This is a genomic window from Staphylococcus sp. AtDRG32, assembly GCF_004365845.1.
In the GTDB taxonomy this organism is placed as follows: Bacteria; Bacillota; Bacilli; order Staphylococcales; family Staphylococcaceae; genus Staphylococcus; species Staphylococcus hominis.
The window spans coordinates 319963-342670 of the sequence record NZ_SODE01000001.1 but is presented as its reverse complement, the minus strand read 5'-3'; the positions used below and the strand labels follow the sequence as shown (position 1 = coordinate 342670).

Genomic DNA, 22708 nt, shown 5'->3' with positions numbered 1-22708 from the left:
TACTTCTCAATAATACAAATGGGAGGAAGATAAAAATTATGAAGGAATTAAACGTCGCATTACTGGGGTTAGGAACAGTAGGCTCAGGTGTAGTAAAAATTATTGAAGAAAATCGACAACAAATTAAAGATACTCTAAATAAAGATATTGTTATTAAACATATTTTAGTAAGAGATACCACTAAAAAAAGACCTATTAATATTAGTCAATATCATTTAACAGAAGACATTAATGAAATTTTAAACGATGAAGATATAGATATCGTTATAGAAGTAATGGGAGGAATTGAACCAACTGTTGATTGGTTAAGAGAATCTTTAAAAAGAAAAAAACATGTCATTACAGCAAATAAAGATCTACTTGCTGTGCATTTAGAATTACTAGAGAACCTAGCAGAACAACAAGGAGTAGCCTTAAAATTTGAAGCAAGTGTTGCAGGTGGTATTCCCATTGTTAACGCGATTAATAATGGGTTAAATGCTAATAATATCTCTAAATTTATGGGGATTTTAAATGGTACGTCAAATTTTATTCTTTCAAAAATGACAAGAGAACAAACTTCATTTGAAGATGCACTTGCTGAAGCACAAAGATTAGGATTTGCTGAAGCAGATCCTACTGATGATGTGGAAGGTATTGATGCAGCTAGAAAAGTAGTGATTACTTCTTATTTATCATTTAACCAAGTAATTAAGTTAAATGATGTGAAAGTAAAAGGTATCAGTAAAACAACGTTATCTGATATTAATGTAGCAGACAAATTAGGTTATAAGATTAAATTAATTGGTAAAAGTACATATCATCATAGCGAAGTTAATGCATCCGTTGAACCAACCTTAATACATAAATCACATCAGCTTGCAGCAGTAGAAAATGAATACAATGCAATTTATGTTATTGGAGATGCTGTAGGGGATACTATGTTTTATGGTAAAGGGGCAGGTAGCTTAGCTACTGGTAGTGCAGTAGTGAGTGATTTATTAAATGTAGCACTCTTCTTTGAGTCAAATTTACATACACTTCCACCTCATTTCGAATTAAAAACAAATAAAACTCGAGAATTAATGGATAATGGTGACGCAATTGCTATTGGAGAAAAATTAAATTACTATGTTGTCATTCATAGTAATGAATCAATTGATAAACTTAAAGATCAACTTAAATCAGATTTACCATTCCATAAATCACTTCAAATAGAACAACGTGATTCTAGTTCTTATGGCGTTGTGATTATCGGATTAGACCAATCACCTGAATCACTACTTAGTAAAGCAAATTACAACATTGAAAAAATTTATCCAGTTGAAGGAGTTTAATAATTATGAAAAGATGGCAAGGTTTAGTAGAAGAATTTAAAGATTATTTACCGGTTAATGAAGATACACCTAAACTTACTTTAAATGAAGGACATACACCACTGATTCACTGTGCTAATATATCAGAAATGCTAGATATTGATTTATATGTTAAATATGAGGGTGCTAATCCAACCGGTTCTTTTAAAGATAGAGGAATGGTAATGGCTGTAACAAAAGCGAAAGAACAAGGTAAAAAAGTAGTGATTTGTGCTTCAACAGGAAACACTTCTGCCTCAGCAGCAGCTTATGCTGCACGTGCAGGTTTAAAAGCAATTGTAGTGATTCCCGAAGGAAAGATTGCTTTAGGTAAACTTTCGCAAGCGGTCATGTATGGTGCAGAAATTGTCTCAATTGAAGGTAACTTCGATGAAGCATTAGAAATCGTTAAAGAGATTGCACAAAATGATGATGATATTGAATTAGTAAATTCTGTTAATCCATTTAGAATAGAAGGACAAAAAACAGGTGCATTTGAAATTGTGGAGCAATTAGAAGAAGCTCCAGACGTTCTAGCAATCCCAGTAGGCAACGCAGGAAATATTACTGCTTATTGGAAAGGCTTTAAAGAGTATCATGAGAAAAAAGGAAGTCAACTTCCTCAATTATTTGGTTTCCAAGCAGAAGGAGCCTCACCAATTGTTCAAAATAAAGTCATTAAAAATCCTGAAACAATCGCTACAGCAATCCGTATCGGTAATCCAGCAAGTTGGAAAAAAGCGACTGTTGCGTTAGAAGAATCAAATGGCCTCATTGATAGTGTGACTGATGATGAAATTTTAGAAGCGTATCAATTAATGACATCTAAAGAAGGTGTATTTAGTGAACCAGCAAGTAATGCTTCAATTGCTGGTTTAATCAAATTACAACGTGCAGGAAAATTGTCGAAAGGTAAAAAAGTAGTAGCAATATTAACTGGTAATGGACTAAAAGATCCAGACACTGCTATCTCAGTTTTAGATAATCCAATTCAACCGCTTCCAAACAATAAAGAAAGTATTATCAATTATATTAAAGGAACACTTTAATATGAAGCCATCACTTCACCTGAAAATACCTGCATCAACTGCTAACTTAGGAGTAGGATTTGATTCTATTGGTATGGCAATTAATAAATATTTATACCTATATGTTGAGGAAGCGGAAGGAAGTAACTGGGAATTTAGATATTTAAACGAAGAGTTAGAATCATTACCGAAAGATAAAAGTAATTATATCTATACAGTTGCACAACAAGTAGCTGAAAAATATAATGTGACTTTACCTAATTTAAAAGTGTCGATGAGAAGTGAAATTCCATTAGCAAGAGGGTTAGGATCATCCGCATCCGCTTTAGTTGGAGCATTATATATCGCTAACTACTTCGGTAATATCCAATTATCTAAGTATGAATTACTACAACTAGCTACTGACATAGAAGGACATCCTGATAATGTAGCACCTACAATTTATGGTGGATTACTCGCAGGATATTATAATCCTGAAACCAAAGAAACAAATGTGGCACATATTGATATACCTGATGTAGATGTGATTCTTACTATCCCAACATATGAACTCAAAACAGAAGACTCACGTAGGGTACTTCCAGATAAGTATTCACATGAGAAAGCAGTTCAAAATAGTGCGATTAGCAATACAATGATTTGTGCATTAATTCAACATAATTATGACCTTGCTGGAAAAATGATGACACAAGATGGTTTTCATGAACCTTATCGTCAACACTTGATTCTTGAATTTGAAAAAGTAAAAGTACTATCTCAAAAATATGATGCTTATGCTACAGTGATTAGTGGAGCAGGTCCAACGATATTGACATTGAGTCGTAAAGAAAAAAGTGGAGCACTTGTGAGAACATTAAAATCAGAAATAACAACTTGCGATTCTGAACTTGCAACAATTAATAATGTAGGTGTTATTGAAGAAGTTGTGTATCCTTCATAAAATTATTGTAAAATAGATAAGAGCAAAAATGAAAGGAGAGCAACTAAGAAATGAGTAACTATAAAATGATTGTTATGGATATGGATGACACTTTAATAACAAGTGATAATGTAGTTAGTCCTGAAACCAAAGATTATTTAATTCAACTACAAGAAGAAGGATATAAGATTGTTTTAGCCTCTGGAAGACCAACTGAGGGAATGATTCCAGTAGCTAAAGAATTAAAGTTAGATCATTACCAAAGCTATATCATTAGTTATAATGGTGGTAAAACAATTAATGCTAAAACAGAAGAAATTGAAGTAAGTAAAAGTGTAACTAAAGATCATTTTGATAAAATTACAGATTATTGTCGCGAAAAAGGCTTTTTAACATTAACGTATCAAGACGGACAAATTATCTTTGATACAGAACATGAATATCGTAAAATTGAATCAGAATTAACTGGTCTACCTATGAAACAAGTGGATGATATTAAAGCATATATTCAGTCTGATGTACCTAAAGCAATGGGCGTTGATTATGAAGAAAATATTTCAAAAGCACGTAACGAATTAAATGGAACATTTAATTCTGATATTGATGTGACGACGAGCAAACCTTTCTTCCTGGAATTCATGGCTAAAGATGTTTCTAAAGGTAATGCAATTAAAGCTTTATGTGAAAAGTTAAATATTTCATTATCAGAAGTGATTTGTTTTGGAGATAGCCTCAATGACCAATCAATGTTTGAAGTTGTAGGATATGCTGTAGCAATGGGAAATGCGAGTGAAGAATTAAAAAAGATTGCAGATAAAGTTACATTAGATAATGATTCTAATGGTATACCAGCAGCACTTAAAGAATTGCTATAAAACATTTATATAAATTAAAAGGAAGCGGAATGAATTCGTATTGAATCAAGTTTCGCTTCCTTTTTTTATTATCATAACTAGTTATTTAGCAGTGTGTGTCCAATCACGTTTACCTTTATTTCTTTTTACATGAGCATATACTTGATCAGCTGCATAATCTAAATTTGTATATACTGTTACTGTATATGCAGATTGGTTATCGCGAAATGGCTCATCTTGAAATACATCTTTTAAATGTGTAAATAAGTTTTCCATTTGATCATGAGTTAGACTAGGATACTCACGCAATGTGCGTTTCAGTAATTGTCCATTTCTTTCTTCTAAAGATTGTACGACAATAACAAAACGTTCATCGCTCTTTATTACGTCATCAAATAAATTTGTTTGACCTACCATACTCAGTCACCTCTAAGTCGTTATCGTTATACTCATTATACAAAATAAACGACTATTAGAAAATATACATATTGTGTTTAGTAATAAAAACAGGAGTAGAATTGTATTTAATTCTACTCCTAAATAAACGATGATATTAATCATGATAATGATGAGCTGTAAGATCCATATGATCTAATTTTACAAATTTAGTTTTACGAATCAATTTATGTACGATAAAGATAATCGCTAAGACAATTAAAGGCATGATATTAACAAAAAAATCACCTATATTACCACTAAATAAATCACCGATAGAATTACCAAAGTATAAGAAAATTAATGTAGCAAATACAATGATAGGACCTAGAGGGAAAAGTGGTGATTTATAAGGCAATAATGTATTAATATCTTTGCCTTGACGTTTAATACCTCTACGTAAACGTATTTGAGCCCATGCACTTATTGCCCATACAATAATAACTAAAGAGCCAATAATATTTAACAAGCTAAATACTGCATTAGCATAGAAATTAGCTAGAATAATAATTGCTACTACTAAAATGTAAGTGGTGACTAATGAACGCATCGGTAATTTTGTTTTATTATTTAATTTACTTAAAAACTTTGGTGCTTGCTTTTCATCACTCAAAGAGAAAAGCATTCTACTTGTTGTATACATTCCAGAATTCGCTGCAGATAGTAACGATGTAAGAATAACAGCATTAATAATTGATGCTGCAAATGCTATACCGATTCGATCGAAAACTATAGTAAACGGACTTTGAGATACTGATTGATTTTTATTTAATAATAAAGGATCAGTATAAGGAATAATAGCTGCAATGACGACAATAGATAAAACATAAAATAATAAAATTCTCCAAAATACTTGCTTAACAGCCCTTGGCATAGTTTTTTCAGGATTATCAGATTCACCTGCAGTGACCGCTACAACTTCCGTACCACCCACAGAAAATCCTGCTACAAGTAATACTGCTAAGAAACCAGATAAACCACCTACAAAAGGTGCTTCACCTTTGGTATAATTCTCGAATCCATATGTATGTCCACCAAGAATACCAAAAATCATTAATATACCGACAACAATAAATACAATAATTGTGACTACTTTAATTAGTGATAACCAAAATTCTGTTTCGCCAAATGCTTTAACAGTAAAGATATTTAATAGGAATATAATCGTTATAAAAATTAAACTCCATACTAGAGGACTGAAAATTTTAAATACATCCCAATAAAATAAAACATTAGAAGCTACCATTACATCAACGCTTGATACTAATGACCATAGAATGTAATACAACCAGCCCATTGTAAAACCGATAGACGGATCAATGAAACGGGTAGCATATGAACTAAACGAACCAGATACAGGATAAAATGTAGCAAGTTCTCCAATAGATGACATTAAAAAGTAAAGCATGATTCCTATCAATAAATAAGCTAAGATAGCTCCTCCAGGTCCTGCTTGAGAAACGACACTACCTGTAGCAACAAAAAGTCCAGTGCCTATTGCACCTCCGATAGCAATCATAGATATGTGTCTTGACTTAAGACCGCGTTTCATATTGTTATCTTCCATATAATATCTCCTAAATTAAAATTTAAAATATACAAATCATTTTAATCGTTTTGGTTCAAGTATTCAATAACTTTTGAACAATTTGTTTTAAAAATTTTAAATTTTCTGATTTTTTAAACGATTAGTTTTTGTTATGTAGAAGGAAACTGACTAAATTAAAAGAAACTTATTGCGTGAAAATGAAGGATATGATAGAGTTTTAAATCGTAAGAATTCCTAATTATATATAACAAGAAAGGATGTTATTGATGCGCGTTAATGTAACTTTAGCTTGCACTGAATGTGGCGATCGTAATTATATTACAACAAAAAATAAACGTAATAACCCTGAGCGTATTGAAATGAAAAAATATTGCCCAAGATTAAATAAATACACGCTACACCGTGAAACTAAATAATTCCTTATCTTTTAAATACGACAAAAAGATAAACTATTATAGACTCATACATGTTTAAGATGAATAACATGTATGAGTCTTTTAATTTTAAAATAAATGTCTTTGTAATTTTTTAAAAGTATGTTAATATATAAAACGTAATTATTACGATTTATAAAAAGGAGATAATATATGGCTAAAAAATCTAAAATAGCTAAAGAATTAAAAAGAGAAAAATTAGTAAATCAATATTATGAATTACGTAAAGAGTTGAAAGAAAAAGGAGATTATAAAGCATTAAAGAAATTACCAAGAGATTCATCTCCAACTCGTTTAACAAGAAGATGCAAAGTTACAGGACGTCCTAGAGGTGTAATGAGAAAATTTGAAATGTCTAGAATTGCATTTCGAGAACATGCTCATAAAGGTCAAATTCCTGGTGTGAAAAAATCTAGTTGGTAATTGAAACTAATACTTTAGTCCGTTTACATTGTATTTAAAAAATTGTAAAGTATATAAGGATATAAATAATAAGAGCGAGAAAAAGGTGATTTCTCGCTCTAGATTACGTTATAAATAATTTTGTAAAGAGTCAGATATTTTATTTATGTCTACAGTGTCTTTTAAATTTAAAATGTATAGGGGAAATTTAAAGTATGAAAATTTTTGATTATGAAGATATTCAATTAATTCCAAATAAATGTATTGTTAATAGTAGATCTGAATGTGATACGACTGTACAATTTGGGCCAAAAACTTTTAAGTTACCAGTGGTTCCAGCTAATATGCAAACAGTAATGAATGAATCTTTAGCAGAATGGTTTGCAGAAAATGATTATTTTTATATTATGCATCGCTTTAATGAAGTAGGTCGCATACCTTTTATTAAAAAAATGCAAAATAAAGGACTTTTTGCTTCTATTTCAGTGGGTGTAAAGGAAACTGAATTTGAATTTATAGAAAAATTAAAAACTGAGCACTTAATACCTGAATATATTACAATTGATATTGCTCATGGTCATGCTAATTCGGTTATTAATATGATTAAACATATTAAAAAACATATTCCTCAATCATTTGTTATTGCGGGTAATGTAGGAACCCCTGAGGGAGTAAGAGAGTTAGAAAATGCTGGTGCAGATGCTACTAAAGTTGGTATAGGACCAGGACGAGTATGTATTACTAAAATTAAAACTGGATTCGGTACAGGAGGATGGCAATTAGCTGCATTAAACATTTGTAGTAAAGCTGCACGTAAACCAATTATTGCTGATGGAGGTATTAGAACACATGGTGATATTGCGAAATCTATTCGTTTTGGAGCTACTATGGTTATGATTGGTTCATTATTTGCAGCGCATGAAGAATCTCCTGGCGAAACAGTTGAGTTAGATGGTAAACGTTATAAAGAATATTTTGGTAGTGCTTCCGAATTCCAAAAAGGGGAACATAAGAATGTTGAAGGGAAGAAAATGTTTGTGGAACATAAAGGTTCATTAAAAGATACCTTAGTTGAAATGCAACAAGATCTTCAAAGCTCAATTTCCTATGCTGGCGGTAAAGATTTAAAATCACTAACTACTGTTGACTATGTTATTGTAAGAAACTCAATTTTTAATGGTGATAGAGATTAATATATGTTTAGTAGGTGAATATTATTAAAAAGTTCCTTTTATTTACTGCAATATTTTTGTTATTTATCATTATTAAACCCATTGAAGAAAACCAGTTTTTTATTAATTTACAAAATAATGTAAGAGATAAAGTAGAAGTTTTATTAAATGAAGATACAAGTTTTAAAAATAATGTGCTTAAAGTTCCAAAAAAACAAGAATTTGCAGTTAATAATATTCAATTAAATATGTCTCAAAAGGAAGTAGAAAATAAGATAGGGCGACCAAAAAGAGTGACATCAAATGAATATGGTACAAAATGGTACACTTATTACAATGATGATTATCAAAATTTTTTAATGGTAAGTTACATTAATAATAAAGTTAATGCTTTATTTAGTAATCAAAATATTATAACTTCTAAATCTAAAATTAAATATAATACCCCTAAAAAAGTGGTTGAACAACGTCTCGGTAAACCAGTAGATAAAATTACAAAAGGACGTTATCGTTTTGTTGTAAAAAATAATGAATATGATGTTTTTTATAAAGATCACATTTATACCACTGCATTTTACGATAAACATAATAAAAATAACTTAACAGGGTTGTTGCAAGTGAGTGAATCGATGGAAAACCGATTACAAAAGCAATATGGTGCACCATCTACAACGCTAGAAAAAAGCTTTGAATATCAAAATTTTGATTTAGTTAATGCAGAAAGAAAACAACACGGATTAAATACATTGGATTACTCTAAAAAAATATCTCATACTGCAAGAAAACATAGTGAAGATATGGTTAAAAATAATTATTTTGATCATACTGATTTAAATGGTCATTCACCTTTCGATAGAATGAAACGTGATGGTATTCAATTTAATGCTGCTGCTGAAAATTTAGCTTATGGTCAACAAAGTAGTATTTATGCTCACGAAGGACTTATGAATTCTCTAGGACACCGAGAAAATATTTTAAATACGCACGTAAATACATTAGGTGTAGGTGTAGATTTTAATAAAAATCGACAACCATTTTGGACAGAAAACTACGCTGGATAATGTTTGATTTATAATATATAGGGGTATGTTCATTTTGCAAGGAAGTTGATATTATGCCTACAAAGAAAAATAAGAAAAAAGATATACTTGATAAAGTAAAAGAGATTTTAAATAAAAAATAAAACTAGAAGCGTCTATGCGCTTCTAGTTTTTTGTATATTAAACATATATAAGAGATTTTAACGTAACGAACAAGAGATAAACTATAATTCTCTATATAGACCAATGACTTTACCGATAACTGTTACATTATCTAAATATATGGGACTCATAGCACTATTTTCTGGTTGTAAACGATATCGATTTTTTTCTTTGAAAAAGCGTTTTACAGTAGCTTCATCATCTTCAGTCATTGCTACGATAATATCTCCATTTTCAGCAATAGTTTGGCTTCTTACAATTACTTTATCTCCGTCTAAAATACCCGCTTCAATCATACTTTCACCGATAACATTTAAAATAAACACATCACTATTGTGTGTAGACGTTAAATGTTCTGGTAATGGAAAGTATTCTTCTATATTTTCAACTGCGGTAATCGGAACTCCTGCTGTAACTTTACCGATAACAGGAACATAGATAGTTTCTTCTCTAGTCATATCATTATTTTGGTCACTCACGATTTCAATTGCTCTAGGTTTAGTAGGATCTCTTCTAATATATCCTTTTTCTTCTAATCTAGATAAATGACCATGCACAGTTGAACTTGAGGCAAGACCAACAGCTTCACCAATCTCTCTTACACTTGGTGGATAACCTTTTATTTGAACAACATGTTTAATATAATCATAAATCTCACTTTGTCTTTTAGTTAACTCTCTCATATATAGGCACTCCCTAAGTTTATTTTAATATAGTATAGCATTTTTTGATTTTTTAAACAAACGTTTGTTCGTAATTCTATTGACTAGGAACACTAGTTCTGTTAAAGTATTTATACAAACAAATGTTCTAGGAGTGAAAATAAATGCTTAGTAATCGTACTAGTAATATCATTAAAAATATAATTGTTCTAGTAGTATCTTGCATCGTTTTTCTGGTGTTTTTTACTAATTTATATCAGAACGCTCATACGGAACACATGTACGAAATTACCGATCATACGATCCCTAAAAAAGCGATTTTAAACGATGATTATAAGAACGATATACCCAACAATACAGAACAAACAGACTATAAAGTGTTCGCATTAGTTAAATAAATATTTAAGAGATACAGATAAAAAGTTATTACTTCTAAGAAATGGGAATATGAAGTATTATATAAAAATACTTCATTTATTTTAGAAAGAGTTTATGATGCTTAGATTTTTTATCTATGTCTCTTTTTTGTTATATTAATTAAGTATTTTATATGTATTAAAGAAAAGAATAGGAAGTGTAATGACATGTCAAATAATAATTTAAATATAGATAGAATTAATGAATTAGCAAAAAAGAAAAAAGAGCAAGGTTTAACAGAAGCTGAAGCAAAAGAGCAATCTAAGTTGCGTAAACAATATTTAGATTCTTTTAGAGAGGGATTTAAACAACAAATTGAAAGTACCAAAGTCATTGATCCAGAAGGCAACGATGTAACGCCTGAAAAACTTAAAAAAATTCAAGAAAGAAAAAAGAATGATCAATAGTTAATAACATTTTAATCATTAACATTATAATCTTATCATTTACTATATTTTTAAGTTATAATATATAAAAGATGATTAATTCTAGAAGGGAAGTATGTAAGATGTTTAATGAAAAAGACCAATTAGCTATTGATACTATACGTGCATTAAGTATTGATGCAATTGAAGAAGCAAATTCTGGTCATCCTGGTTTGCCTATGGGAGCTGCACCAATGGCCTACACGCTTTGGACTCGCCACTTAAACTTTAATCCACAATCTAAAGACTACTTTAACAGAGATAGATTTATATTATCTGCAGGTCATGGTTCTGCTTTACTATATAGTTTATTACATGTCTCTGGAAGCTTAGAATTAGAAGAATTAAAGCAGTTCAGACAATGGGGTTCTAAAACACCTGGACATCCTGAGTTTCGTCATACAGATGGTGTTGAAGTTACAACAGGTCCATTAGGGCAAGGATTTGCTATGTCTGTGGGAATGGCTTTAGCTGAAGCTCATTTAGGTGGTAAATTTAATAAAGGTGATATTAACGTTGTAGATCATTATACTTACGTGTTGGCTTCAGATGGAGATTTAATGGAAGGTATTTCTCATGAAGCAGCTTCATTTGCTGGTCATAATCAATTAGATAAACTTATTGTATTATACGATTCAAATGATATTTCACTTGATGGTGAACTTAACAAATCTTTCTCAGAAGATGTAAAACAACGTTTTGAAAGTTATGGATGGAACCATATTTTAGTAAAAGATGGCAACAATTTAGAAGAAATTGATAATGCGATTACTAAAGCTAAACAGCAAAATGGTCCTACGTTAATTGAAGTTAAAACAATTATTGGTTACGGCGCGCCAAACGTTAGCGGTACAAATGGTGTTCACGGAGCGCCACTTGGTACTGATGAAAGAAAACTTACATTTGAAGCATATGGATTAGATCCAGAAAAACGTTTCAATGTTCCAGAAGAAGTATATGAAATCTTCCAAACAACAATGTTAAAACGTGCAAATGAGCATGAAGATGAGTGGAAAGAAAAATTAGAAACATATACAGAAAGATATTCAGAATTAGCTGAAGAATTTAAATTGACAATCAGTGGTAAATTACCTGAAAATTATAAAGATGAATTACCAAAATTCAGTAGTGACCATAATGCAGCTACTCGTGCAGATTCTGGAGAAATCATTCAAGCAATTAGTAAATCTGTTCCTTCATTCTTTGGTGGTTCTGCAGATTTAGCAGGATCTAATAAATCAAATGTTAAAGAAGCTACAGATTACAATCCTAATACTCCAGAAGGTAAAAATGTTTGGTTTGGTGTAAGAGAGTTTGCTATGGGTGCTGCAGTAAACGGTATGGCAGCACATGGAGGTTTACATCCTTATGGTGCTACCTTCTTCGTATTTAGCGATTACTTAAAACCAGCATTACGCTTATCTGCAATTATGGGATTGAATGCAACATTTATCTTTACACATGATTCAATTGCTGTAGGTGAAGATGGTCCAACACACGAACCTATTGAACAGTTAGCAGGTTTAAGAGCTATTCCAAATATGAACGTCATTCGTCCAGCAGACGGTAATGAAACAAGAGTAGCATGGGAAGTTGCATTAGAATCTAAACAAACACCAACATCTCTAGTTTTAACTCGTCAAAACCTTCCTTATTTAGATGTAGATGAAGAAACGGTTGAAGAAGGCGTACGAAAAGGTGCATATATTGTATTTGAAACTGAAACTAAACCAGAATATCTATTGTTAGCAACTGGCTCAGAAGTAAGCTTAGCTATTGAAGCAGCTAAAGATTTAGATAAACAAGGTAAAGGTGTAAGAGTAGTTTCTATGCCAAACTGGTTCGCTTTTGAGCAACAATCAGACGAGTATAAAGAATCAGTTATTCCAAAAGAATTAACTAAACGTGTTGCAATTGAAATGGCTTCACCACTCGGTTGGCATAAATATGTAGGCACTGAAGGCAAAGTCATTGGAATCGATGGTTTTGGTGCAAGTGCACCAGGAGACTTAGTTGTTGAAAAATATGGCTTTACTAAAGAAAATATTTTAAATCAAATTCGCACTTTTTAATATTATGATTTAGTCAACATAGAGAGCGGGAAATGAATTCAAAATGAGTTCTTTCCTGCTCTTTCTTATTTTGTGAATAGTACTTTATATGAAGTGATTTATAATATTAGTATTCGTGTTAAACAGTTTGTTAATATAAAAGCGAAGTGGTGTTATTCTAAAACTAACTCTTGAAATCAAGATAGTTATTTAGTAAAATTCAGTAGGATATAGAAAGTGGGTGAAACAATGGCAACTTGGTTAGCAATTTTATTAATCATTGTAGCACTTATCATCGGACTAGTTGGTGGTTTCTTCTTAGCAAGAAAATATATGATGGACTATTTGAAAAAAAACCCACCTATCAATGAAGAAATGTTACGTATGATGATGATGCAAATGGGACAAAAACCGTCTCAAAAGAAAATCAATCAAATGATGACGATGATGAACAAAAACATGGATCAAAACATGAAGAGTTCAAAAAAATAATAGTTATTAAAGGATTGTATGCCATAAGGGTTTACAATCCTTTGTTTTTGTTGTAAAACATTTTTAGTTGGAGTATTTAAGAATTATAATAGTATTAAACTTTTAGTTATGTGAATATAAGAAGGTGTAAATTTGGCATATTTAGTTTTTTCCATAGTATTTGCATTGTTTATGGGGATTGTTGTCATAGTTATTCGTATGAAAGCACAAAAATTCCCTGTAAATGAAAAGAAAATTATTTTACCTCCTATCTTTATGTCGACAGGTGCTTTGATGTATGTCATTCCATATTTTAGATTAACTGGGGCTGAAATTTTAGAATCTATCATTTTAGGTGTGATATTTTCGTCTGTACTTATCTGGACAAGTCATTTTGAAGTTCAAGGTGCTGAGGTATATATGAAACGATCAAAAGCGTTTCCAATCATTTTAATTTCGCTTTTAATTATTAGAACAATCATAAAAATATTTATTAGTAGCTCTATTGATCCAGGAGAAATCGGAGGCATGTTCTTTTTATTGGCATTTAGTATGATTGTTCCTTGGCGTTTAGCTATGTTATATAAATATAAAAACGTTAAAAAATCTTTAGTCTCATAATAGAGATTAATAATATTAGCTTATCTAAAATTAAATAAAATATTATTTTTTGATATTAAATTGAATTGAAGTTTAGAGCGAGTATGTGAGTTCATTGAGAATTCAATCTCGCTCTTTTTTAAAATTAAATTATAATTCTTTAAAAAGTAAGGGGAATGTTATGAAAATTATACATACTGGAGATTGGCATTTAGGAAAGATACTTAACGGAAAACAATTTCTTGAAGACCAATCATTTATTTTAGAACAATTTATTCAATGTTTAAAAGATGAAAAACCTGATGTAGTTGTGATTTCTGGGGATATTTATGATACAACTTATCCGAGTAAAGAAACCATTTATCTTTTTGAAAATGCTATTCATACGATTAATATAGATATGAATATCCCCATGATTATTTCTAATGGTAATCACGACGGTAAAGAACGATTGAATTATGGTGCTTCATGGTTTGAACATTCCAAACTCTTTATACGTACAAAATTAAAACATATGAATCAGCCTATCGTATTTAATGATGTACATTTCTATGTACTTCCATTTGCTACTATTAGTGAAGTAAAAGAATTTTTTAAAGATGCTTCTATTCAAACGTATCAACAAGCAACAGAAAAATGTATTAATTATATAGTAGAAAATTTGAATAAAGAGAAAATAAATATTTTAATTGGTCACTTAACGATAAATGGGGGAAAAACATCAGATTCAGAAAGACCTTTAACAATTGGGACTGTTGAAAGTGTTACTAAATCGTGTTTTAACGTATTTGATAAAGTGTTATTAGGACATTTACATCATCCATTTAGTATTAAAGATGACATTATTGATTATTCTGGTTCACTGTTACAATATTCATTTTCAGAAATAAACCAGCCTAAGGGATATAAACGTTTGGTGATTAAAGATAAAAATGAAATATCAACATCATTTGTGCAACTTAAACCTTTAAGAGAGCTTGAAGTGGTTGAGGGCGAGTATGATGAAGTGATTCAAGGACATATTCAACCTAAAAATAAAGATAATTATATACATTTCAAACTTAAAAATATGTCGTATATTAGTGATCCAATGATTCATTTAAAACAACTATTCCCTAATACTCTTGCGCTTAGCAATATTACTTTTGAAAATGAGGGACCTTTACATCAGACACAAATACAACAACAAGACGACCAAACTATTATTAAGCAATTTTATAAGATGATTACAGATAATGAGATGACAAAATACCAGGAAGAAAAAATAAATAATTTAATCACTTTGGTATCGAATAAGGAGGTCTAAAATGAAACCAATAAAATTAACGTTACATAATTTTGGCCCATTCTTACATGAAATGATTGATTTTACTCAAATTAAAAATGATCAACTTTTTTTAATTAGTGGTAAAACTGGTTCGGGAAAAACCATGATATTTGATGCAATTGTATTTTCGTTATTTGGAAAAGCTTCTACAGAAGGCAGAAGTGAAGCGGGATTAAGAAGTCATTTTGCAGAGGCAAAATCTCCTATGTGGGTTGAATATGAATTTCAACTCAATAAAAAATATTTCAAAATTATTCGTCAAGGCGCTTTTACTAAAGAAGGAAACACTAGTCAAACACCAGGAAAACTAGATGTGTATGAATATGATTCTAAAAGTGAAACATATGAATTAAGAGAAAGTAAAATCAGCGTTGGAAATCAATATATTAAATCATTACTAGGAGTTAATGCTGAACAATTTAGACAGTTATTTATTCTTCCACAAGGTGAATTCAAAAAATTTTTAGTATCCAATAGTACAGATAAACAAGGGATATTAAGAACTTTATTTAATAGTATACGTTTTGAAGAAATTCAAAAACTTCTTCAAAGTGAAGTGAAAGAAGAGAAAAAACAAATTGAAAAAAGATACAATCAAATAAAATTACTATGGGAAGATATCGAAGCATTTGATGATGAGCAATTAATTCAATTTAAACAAATTCATCACATGAAAACTCAAGAATTAATACAGACTATTCCCGATTTTAGAGCAATAGGTCATCAAATCGAAGAAAAAAGACTGCATCTAAAAAATGAGCAAAACGAACAATTGCTTTCTATAACAAAACGTATTGATTTAAATAAAACGTTAGAACAACAACTGAGTGAACTGAAAGAATATCATCAATTAAAACATCAGTTAGATGAACAAATGGATGACATAAATGCATTAAAAGTAAAATTAAATCGATTAAATGATGCTGGCATGCTGTTTAATTTATATGATCAACAACACTTTAAAGAAGAAAAACGTCAAACAATAAAAACCAAAATAATAGAAACTGAAAATAAAATATCGCAATTAAATAATAAAATAAACATGCTTGAAAAAGAACGTAAACAATTAGACAAGATGAGTGACTCATATCATTTAAAAAGTGAGAGTTTAGAACAATCAAAGCCCTTTTATAATTATTTGAATAAATATCAACAAGCGTTTAAAGAGCAAGAACATATTATTCACAGTTATAATGAAATGATGAAAGAGCAAGAGCAGTTAATTAATAAAGAACATAAAATGAGTAAATCTATTGATAGCTATAAAGTGGATAATAAAGCTATTGATGAGCTGACTGAACAAATATATCAATTACAAAAACAATTAGATGAACAACAGAATTTAAAAGATAAGTATGAAAAGCAAGTTTCCCTAAAACGACAATATCATCAACATTCAAAAGAGGTACAAAATTTAAAAAATGACATTGATACACTCAATCAACAGTTAGGAATCATTGATAAACGTAATATTGATTTAAATGATAAACAAACCTTTATTATTGAAATACAGTCAGCGTTACGTATTGGCGATACATGTCCAATATGTGGAAATGAAATTGAATCTTTAAATCAGCATATTGATTTCGAAACTATTAATCAAAATCATCAATTACTTGATAAACTTTCTAATGAAATTAATGAAAAAAAACAGCATTTAAGTAAAAGCGAAGCGACGTGTGAATTACTCTCTCAAAGCATATCAGATTTAGGAGAGATAGAGTATAAATCGATTAATTTAGACCAAATCAAAGAAAAGTTACAAAGTGCAAAGTCTGAAAAAATACAATTACAACAACAATTAGAAGAGTTAGATAAATTACAACAAAAATTTCATACGTTACAGCAAGAGAAGCATCAGCAAGAACTTAAATTAGAGAAATTAGCTTCTCAAAAACGTCAGAATCAAACTTTAATTCAAGATTTTGAAATAAATACAGGATATTCAAGTATTGAAACTTTTAAAAATTATTACTTAAGTCTTCGAAAAGAGATTGATGAATATCATCAACATGTTAATGATACTAATAAAAACATGCAATCATATCAAAATGCGCTAGCTTTAGAAAATAATAGTGTTGATAATTATTTAGCTACGAGTAAAGAACTACAAAAAGAATTAGATTATTTTGCAACAACTATCCGAAAAGAAATGAAACGATTAGGTTTAGAAAATGAAGATGAAATAAAAAAATTAAAGCAGGAACTTCAAAATAAAGAACATATTGAGAAAAGAATTAATCAATTCGATAAGGAACAACATAAATATAACGTTGAAATAGAACGATTAACACGCCTTACAAGTGAAAAAGAACTTGAAGATATATCTAATCTTGAAATGCAAAAAGAACATATCGAAGAAAAATATAATCAGTATGTTAATGATGTTGTATCAATACAATATAAAATTAAGAAGAATGATGAAAAATTTGCAAAAATAGAAAAACATATTCACTATTTAGATGAAGAGTTAAAAGAGCAGCAACAAATTTTTAATTTATCTGAGGTTTTATCTGGAAAGAATCATCAAAAATTATCGCTTGAAAACTATGTATTAATTTATTATTTAGAAAGAATTATACATCAAGCAAATATTAGATTAGATATAATGAGCGGGCGAAGATACCAACTTAAACGAAGAGAATCAATATCACAAGGATATAGTGGATTAGAAATCGATGTATTTGATTTATATTCTAATAAGTCAAGACATATTAGTTCATTATCAGGGGGAGAAACGTTTCAAGCATCCCTGGCTCTAGCATTAGGATTAAGTGAAGTCGTACAACAAGAATCTGGAGGTATTACGTTAGAATCAATGTTTATCGATGAAGGATTCGGCACACTTGATCAAGAAACTTTAGAAACATCTCTTGATACATTATTAAATTTAAAAACATCTGGACGGATGGTAGGAATTATCTCTCATGTGAGTGAATTAAAACAACGAATTCCATTAATACTTGAAGTAAATACAAATCAGTATCAAAGTTACACAAAATTTAAATGGAAATAACAAAAGAGGCTGGGACATAATTCCTAAAAAATAGCCAGTAAATGAGTTTTTTATAAATTCATTTACTGGCTTCTTTATTTACAATACTACGTATTGTTGGCTCGCTTTCTTAGGGGACAGCTTCAGCCTGTAGTCTTCAGCTTGTCCTGTTCCCTCAAGAGTCTCGCCAAAACACTCTGTATTTATATGTAATTTTACATTGAAATACTTCAAAAAAATAAGACCCTTTCGTATAATTTAATAAACACTAATAAACTAAATTAACGAGGTGCCTTATGTATAAAGATTATAACATGACTCAACTTACTCTACCAATGGAAACTTCAGTTCTTATCCCCACAAATGATATTTCACGACATGTCAATGATATTGTAGAAACCATTCCTAAGACTGAATTTGATAAATTCAGACATCATCGTGGTGCAACATCATACCATCCAAAAATGATGTTAAAAGTCATTCTATATGCCTACACACAATCTGTGTTTTCAGGACGTAAGATAGAAAAATGACTTAATGATAGCATCCGAATGATGTGGCTATCACAAAATCAAAATCCTTCTTATAAAATGATTAATCGATTTAGAGTCAATCCAAAAGTAGATGCTTTATTAGAATCATTATTTATTCAATTTCATAGTCAGTGTTTGAAACAACATCTTATAGATGAACAGGTCATTTTTATTGATGGTACGAAAGTTGAGGCGAATGCCAATCGATATACATTTGTATGAAAAAAGAGTATTCAAAACCATGAGTCAAGGAAGAATGAAGATTCTAAAGTGCTCTATCATGAATGGGTGACAAATAAAATCATAACTGAGATTAAAGAAGATCGCGATAATGACTTAACAAAAAAAGAAATAGATTTGATTGGTAGTCATTTCGATAAAGAAATCGAAGATTTAAACCAACATATCGATAATGAAAAATGGACTAAAATAAGAAAACAAATACGGCTCAAAAGAACTAAAATTAAAAAATATAAAAAGCAAATTAATAATTACTCTGAGCGAAAGCATAAATACGAAGGCTAAAAATTTATTTTAAAGCATAGAAATAGTTATTCTAAAACAGATCATGAGGCCACATTTATGAGAATGAAAGGAGATTATATGAAAAATGGACAACTCAAGTCAGGTTATCATTTACAAATAGCGACAAATTCTCAATTCGTTTTATCTTATCATGTGTATCAAAATCTTACTGATACAAGAACGATGATACCATTTTTAAATTCAATTCAAGAGACCTACGGTCATTTACCTGAATATATCGTAGCTGACGCAGGTTATGGTAGCGAACCCAATTATATGGCAATTATAGATGATTTTAATCGAACATCGCTTATAACTTACGGTATGTTGATAAAAGATAAAACTAAAAAGTATAAAGTGACATCTTTAATACTCAAAATTGGGATTATGACGAAATTAACGATGAATACATTTGTCCAAACAAAAAGCGATTAGGTTTTAAAAGATATGCCTATCGTCATGATAAATATGGTTTTAAACGGGACTTTAAATTATATGAATGTGATGATTGTTCAGAATGTTCTTTGAAGCACCAATGGATGAAATTCAATTCAAAAACAAATAAAAAAATAATGAAAAATTATAATTGGGAATATTTTAAAGCCCAAATTAATCAAAAGCTTTCAGAAGCAAAAACAAAAACCATCTACAGTCAAGGAAAAATTGACGTGGCGCCTGTTTTTGGATTTATGAAGGCTATTTTGGGTTTCACTCGAATGTCCATTTGAGGGATAAATAAAGTCAAAAGAGAACTAGAATTTGTATTAATGGCACTTAATATAAGAAAAGTAGCAGCTCGACGAGCTGAAAATAATCAAAAAAATTATAAAAAAGACAATTTCTATATTATTTCAATAGAAATTGTCTTTTTTCACTTATCTAGAAACTTTATGTCCCGGACTCTTTGGATTTATTTATTTGTTTTTAAAAGATCTCGAATTTCTGTAAGTAATACCGTATTTGTATCAATTTCTTCTTCTGGTTCTTCTTTTCTCATAATTGTATTGGCAATCTTAACAAAGATAAATAATGCAAAAGCAACAATAATAAAATCAATAATTGACTGAATGAAAAGACCATACTTAATGCCCCAAAGTTGCCAATCTTTAGCAAAATCTACCGAACCGAACAGTTTACCAATCAATGGCATGATAATATAAGTTACTAAGGATGATACAATTTTATTAAATGCTGCTCCTATAACTACAGCAATTGCTAAATCTAAAACATTTCCTTTAAATGCAAACTCTTTAAATTCTTTTAGCATAGTAATCTCCTATTTATTTAATTTTTATATAATATATCATACAAAACATAAATAAATTAGTAAATATTAAAATTAATGAAATTTGATTAAGATTAAAACGTTTGTTATTATATTAAAGTGGTTTACCGAAAAATTAATTAATTATTTTTATAATTAATTGTGTATTTTTCATTTTGAAAAAATTTAATATTACGATGAAGGGAGTTATATTAGTTATGAATTCTTCTTCTGAATCAAGTAAGAAAGGAAAGAAATTTTCGCCGGTATTTATTTATAGTGCGATTATCGTAGCGATTATTGTATTAATTGGGGCAATTGTACCGGAACAATTCGATTCAATTACTAGTTCAATAAGTGGATGGATTACTGATAAACTTGGTTGGTATTATTTAATACTTACAACTATTATTGTTTTCTTCTGTGTCTTTTTGATTTTCAGTCCAATTGGGAAATTAAAACTTGGCAAACCTGATGATAAACCAGAGTTTAATACGATTTCATGGTTTGCCATGCTATTTAGTGCAGGTATGGGTATTGGTTTAGTATTCTATGGTGCAGCAGAACCTATGTCACACTTCGCAGCACCACCAACTGCTAGTCCAAAAACGACAGAAGCCTTTACTGAATCACTTCGTTCTACTTTCTTCCATTGGGGATTTCATGCTTGGGCAGTTTATGGTGTCGTAGCTCTTGCCTTAGCATACGCTCAATTTAGAAAAGATGAACCAGGACTTGTTTCTAGAACATTACGCCCATTGCTTGGAGATAAAGTAGAAGGACCTATTGGTACGATTATTGATGTACTTTCAGTATTCGCTACAGTAGTAGGGGTAGCTGTATCATTAGGTATGGGTGCATTACAAATTAACGGTGGTTTAAATTACTTATTTGGCGTCCCAAATAATGTATGGGTTCAATCACTTATTATTGTTGTTGTTACAATTTTATTTATTATTAGTGCTTGGTCTGGTCTAAGTAAAGGAATTCAATATTTAAGTAATGCCAATATTGGTTTAGGTACAATATTAATGATTGTTGCTTTAATTGTTGGACCGACTGTATTAATTTTGAACATGTTTACAAGTTCAATTGGTAGTTTGTTCAATACATTCTTATTCAACAGTTTTGATACAGCAGCATTAAATTCTCAAAAAAGAGAATGGATGTCTTCTTGGACACTATATTATTGGGGCTGGTGGTTAAGCTGGAGCCCATTCGTAGGTGTATTTATTGCGCGTGTGTCTAAAGGACGTTCAATTCGTGAATTTATTTCAGGTGTATTACTTGTTCCAGCTCTAATAAGTTTCTTATGGTTCAGTGTATTTGGCGTATTAGGTATTGAAATGGGTAAAAAACATTCTGAGCTATTCAAGATGTCAGCAGAAACACAACTCTTTGGCGTATTTAATCATTTACCTTTAGGAATGGTTTTATCACTTGTTGCACTTGTATTAATCGGTTCATTCTTTATTACATCAGCCGATTCAGCAACATTTGTATTAGGTATGCAAACAACATATGGCTCATTAGAACCATCTAACGTGGTAAAAGTAACATGGGGTATTGCACAATCTCTTATTGCCTTCATCTTACTCTTAGCAGGTGGTGGAGATGGCGCAGAAGCATTAGGCGCACTACAAAGTGCTGCAATTATTAGTGCATTACCATTCTCCTTTGTGGTCATACTAATGATGATTAGTTTCTATAAAGATGCTAACCAAGAACGCAAATTCTTAGGATTAACATTACAGCCTAATAAACATAGACTAAAAGAATATATTGAATATCAACAAAAAGACTATGAATCTGATATATTAGAAAAACGTCAAAATCGACGTAATGCAGAGAAAGCAGAACAATAATTAAAAAAAACGCCTAAGACAACTTATTTGTCTTAGGCGTTTTTTAATATGGTTAGATCGAAATATAAAGACTTTCAAAAGAAAATCCACATCCAATATATGTTGATATTGGAGCCAAAAATTCAAAATGAATTTCTATTCTACTTTCCTTTTTATTTCATTTAGCTTATTGAAAAAAATTCTCATTTAATAAAAAATACTTATAGTTTAAATGTACTATGATAAGTATTTCTTATATTAACTG

20 protein-coding genes and 1 pseudogene are annotated in these 22708 nt (G+C 30.2%); 17 read left to right on the top strand and 4 right to left on the bottom strand.

What is annotated here, in order from left to right; translation table 11 throughout:
• The first annotated feature begins 38 nt into the window (after positions 1 to 38).
• The 4 genes from BDW25_RS01665 to BDW25_RS01650 are packed head-to-tail and all read left to right on the top strand — an operon-like array spanning position 39 to position 4156.
• Complete coding sequence (locus BDW25_RS01665; RefSeq protein WP_049336365.1) at positions 39 to 1316, top strand: homoserine dehydrogenase; 1278 nt, start codon at positions 39 to 41, stop codon at positions 1314 to 1316.
• A gap of 5 nt (positions 1317 to 1321) precedes the next feature.
• The gene (thrC, locus tag BDW25_RS01660; protein WP_002449107.1) at positions 1322 to 2383 is read left to right on the top strand and encodes a threonine synthase; all 1062 of its coding nucleotides are present in this window, start codon (positions 1322 to 1324) and stop codon (positions 2381 to 2383) included.
• A gap of 1 nt (position 2384) precedes the next feature.
• Positions 2385 to 3302: a homoserine kinase gene (thrB, locus tag BDW25_RS01655; RefSeq protein ID WP_049431923.1), complete on the top strand. Its 918-nt coding sequence runs from the start codon at positions 2385 to 2387 to the stop codon at positions 3300 to 3302.
• Between the two features lie 50 nt (positions 3303 to 3352).
• Complete coding sequence (locus BDW25_RS01650; RefSeq protein WP_002449102.1) at positions 3353 to 4156, top strand: Cof-type HAD-IIB family hydrolase; 804 nt, start codon at positions 3353 to 3355, stop codon at positions 4154 to 4156.
• Positions 4157 to 4237: 81 nt separating this feature from the next.
• Here BDW25_RS01650 and BDW25_RS01645 read toward each other — a convergent pair whose 3' ends face one another.
• The gene (locus tag BDW25_RS01645) at positions 4238 to 4552 is read right to left on the bottom strand and encodes a hypothetical protein (RefSeq protein ID WP_002449111.1); all 315 of its coding nucleotides are present in this window, start codon (positions 4550 to 4552) and stop codon (positions 4238 to 4240) included.
• 136 nt (positions 4553 to 4688) lie between these two features.
• The gene (locus BDW25_RS01640; protein WP_002455381.1) at positions 4689 to 6137 is read right to left on the bottom strand and encodes an amino acid permease; all 1449 of its coding nucleotides are present in this window, start codon (positions 6135 to 6137) and stop codon (positions 4689 to 4691) included.
• A gap of 248 nt (positions 6138 to 6385) precedes the next feature.
• On the opposite strand from BDW25_RS01640, the gene rpmG reads away from it, so the two are divergent.
• The 4 genes from rpmG (at position 6386) to BDW25_RS01620 (ending at position 9188) form a co-directional block, all read left to right on the top strand.
• Entirely contained in the window at positions 6386 to 6535 is a 150-nt protein-coding gene (gene rpmG / locus BDW25_RS01635) for a 50S ribosomal protein L33 (protein ID WP_001265708.1), read from the top strand.
• A 171-nt stretch (positions 6536 to 6706) separates the two neighbouring features.
• Positions 6707 to 6976: a 30S ribosomal protein S14 gene (gene rpsN / locus BDW25_RS01630; protein WP_002449108.1), complete on the top strand. Its 270-nt coding sequence runs from the start codon at positions 6707 to 6709 to the stop codon at positions 6974 to 6976.
• Between the two features lie 194 nt (positions 6977 to 7170).
• On the top strand, positions 7171 to 8148 hold the full coding sequence (guaC, locus tag BDW25_RS01625; RefSeq protein WP_002449104.1) for a GMP reductase: 978 nt from the start codon (positions 7171 to 7173) through the stop codon (positions 8146 to 8148).
• Positions 8149 to 8162: 14 nt separating this feature from the next.
• On the top strand, positions 8163 to 9188 hold the full coding sequence (locus BDW25_RS01620; protein WP_002455379.1) for a CAP domain-containing protein: 1026 nt from the start codon (positions 8163 to 8165) through the stop codon (positions 9186 to 9188).
• A gap of 203 nt (positions 9189 to 9391) precedes the next feature.
• On the opposite strand, the gene lexA is transcribed toward BDW25_RS01620, so the two are convergent.
• Positions 9392 to 10012 (bottom strand): transcriptional repressor LexA, encoded by a 621-nt coding sequence (gene lexA / locus BDW25_RS01615; protein WP_002449099.1) that lies wholly within the window; start codon positions 10010 to 10012, stop codon positions 9392 to 9394.
• Positions 10013 to 10155: 143 nt separating this feature from the next.
• On the opposite strand from lexA, the gene sosA reads away from it, so the two are divergent.
• The 8 genes and pseudogenes from sosA to BDW25_RS11105 form a co-directional block, all read left to right on the top strand.
• Positions 10156 to 10389, top strand: a complete 234-nt coding sequence (gene sosA, locus BDW25_RS01610) for a DNA damage-induced cell division inhibitor SosA (RefSeq protein WP_002455378.1) — start codon at positions 10156 to 10158, stop codon at positions 10387 to 10389.
• Positions 10390 to 10575: 186 nt separating this feature from the next.
• Positions 10576 to 10815, top strand: a complete 240-nt coding sequence (locus tag BDW25_RS01605) for a DUF896 domain-containing protein (RefSeq protein WP_002449118.1) — start codon at positions 10576 to 10578, stop codon at positions 10813 to 10815.
• A 101-nt stretch (positions 10816 to 10916) separates the two neighbouring features.
• Entirely contained in the window at positions 10917 to 12905 is a 1989-nt protein-coding gene (gene tkt, locus BDW25_RS01600; RefSeq protein WP_133944705.1) for a transketolase, read from the top strand.
• A gap of 228 nt (positions 12906 to 13133) precedes the next feature.
• Complete coding sequence (locus tag BDW25_RS01595) at positions 13134 to 13376, top strand: YneF family protein (protein WP_037541068.1); 243 nt, start codon at positions 13134 to 13136, stop codon at positions 13374 to 13376.
• Between the two features lie 132 nt (positions 13377 to 13508).
• Positions 13509 to 13976: a CcdC family protein gene (locus BDW25_RS01590; protein WP_002449105.1), complete on the top strand. Its 468-nt coding sequence runs from the start codon at positions 13509 to 13511 to the stop codon at positions 13974 to 13976.
• A gap of 160 nt (positions 13977 to 14136) precedes the next feature.
• Positions 14137 to 15261, top strand: coding sequence for an exonuclease subunit SbcD (gene sbcD, locus BDW25_RS01585; RefSeq protein ID WP_002449112.1), 1125 nt, complete (start codon positions 14137 to 14139; stop codon positions 15259 to 15261).
• 1 nt (position 15262) lies between these two features.
• Positions 15263 to 18298: an exonuclease subunit SbcC gene (gene sbcC / locus BDW25_RS01580; protein ID WP_002449110.1), complete on the top strand. Its 3036-nt coding sequence runs from the start codon at positions 15263 to 15265 to the stop codon at positions 18296 to 18298.
• Between the two features lie 275 nt (positions 18299 to 18573).
• Positions 18574 to 20240, top strand: a pseudogene (locus tag BDW25_RS11105) (IS1182 family transposase); the annotation flags it as partial.
• A 5-nt stretch (positions 20241 to 20245) separates the two neighbouring features.
• On the opposite strand, the gene mscL reads toward BDW25_RS11105, so the two are convergent.
• Positions 20246 to 20602 (bottom strand): large conductance mechanosensitive channel protein MscL, encoded by a 357-nt coding sequence (mscL, locus tag BDW25_RS01570; RefSeq protein WP_002455375.1) that lies wholly within the window; start codon positions 20600 to 20602, stop codon positions 20246 to 20248.
• 215 nt (positions 20603 to 20817) lie between these two features.
• Between mscL and BDW25_RS01565 the strand changes: the two genes are divergently transcribed.
• Complete coding sequence (locus tag BDW25_RS01565; protein WP_002449918.1) at positions 20818 to 22464, top strand: glycine betaine uptake BCCT transporter; 1647 nt, start codon at positions 20818 to 20820, stop codon at positions 22462 to 22464.
• Positions 22465 to 22708 lie beyond the last annotated feature (244 nt).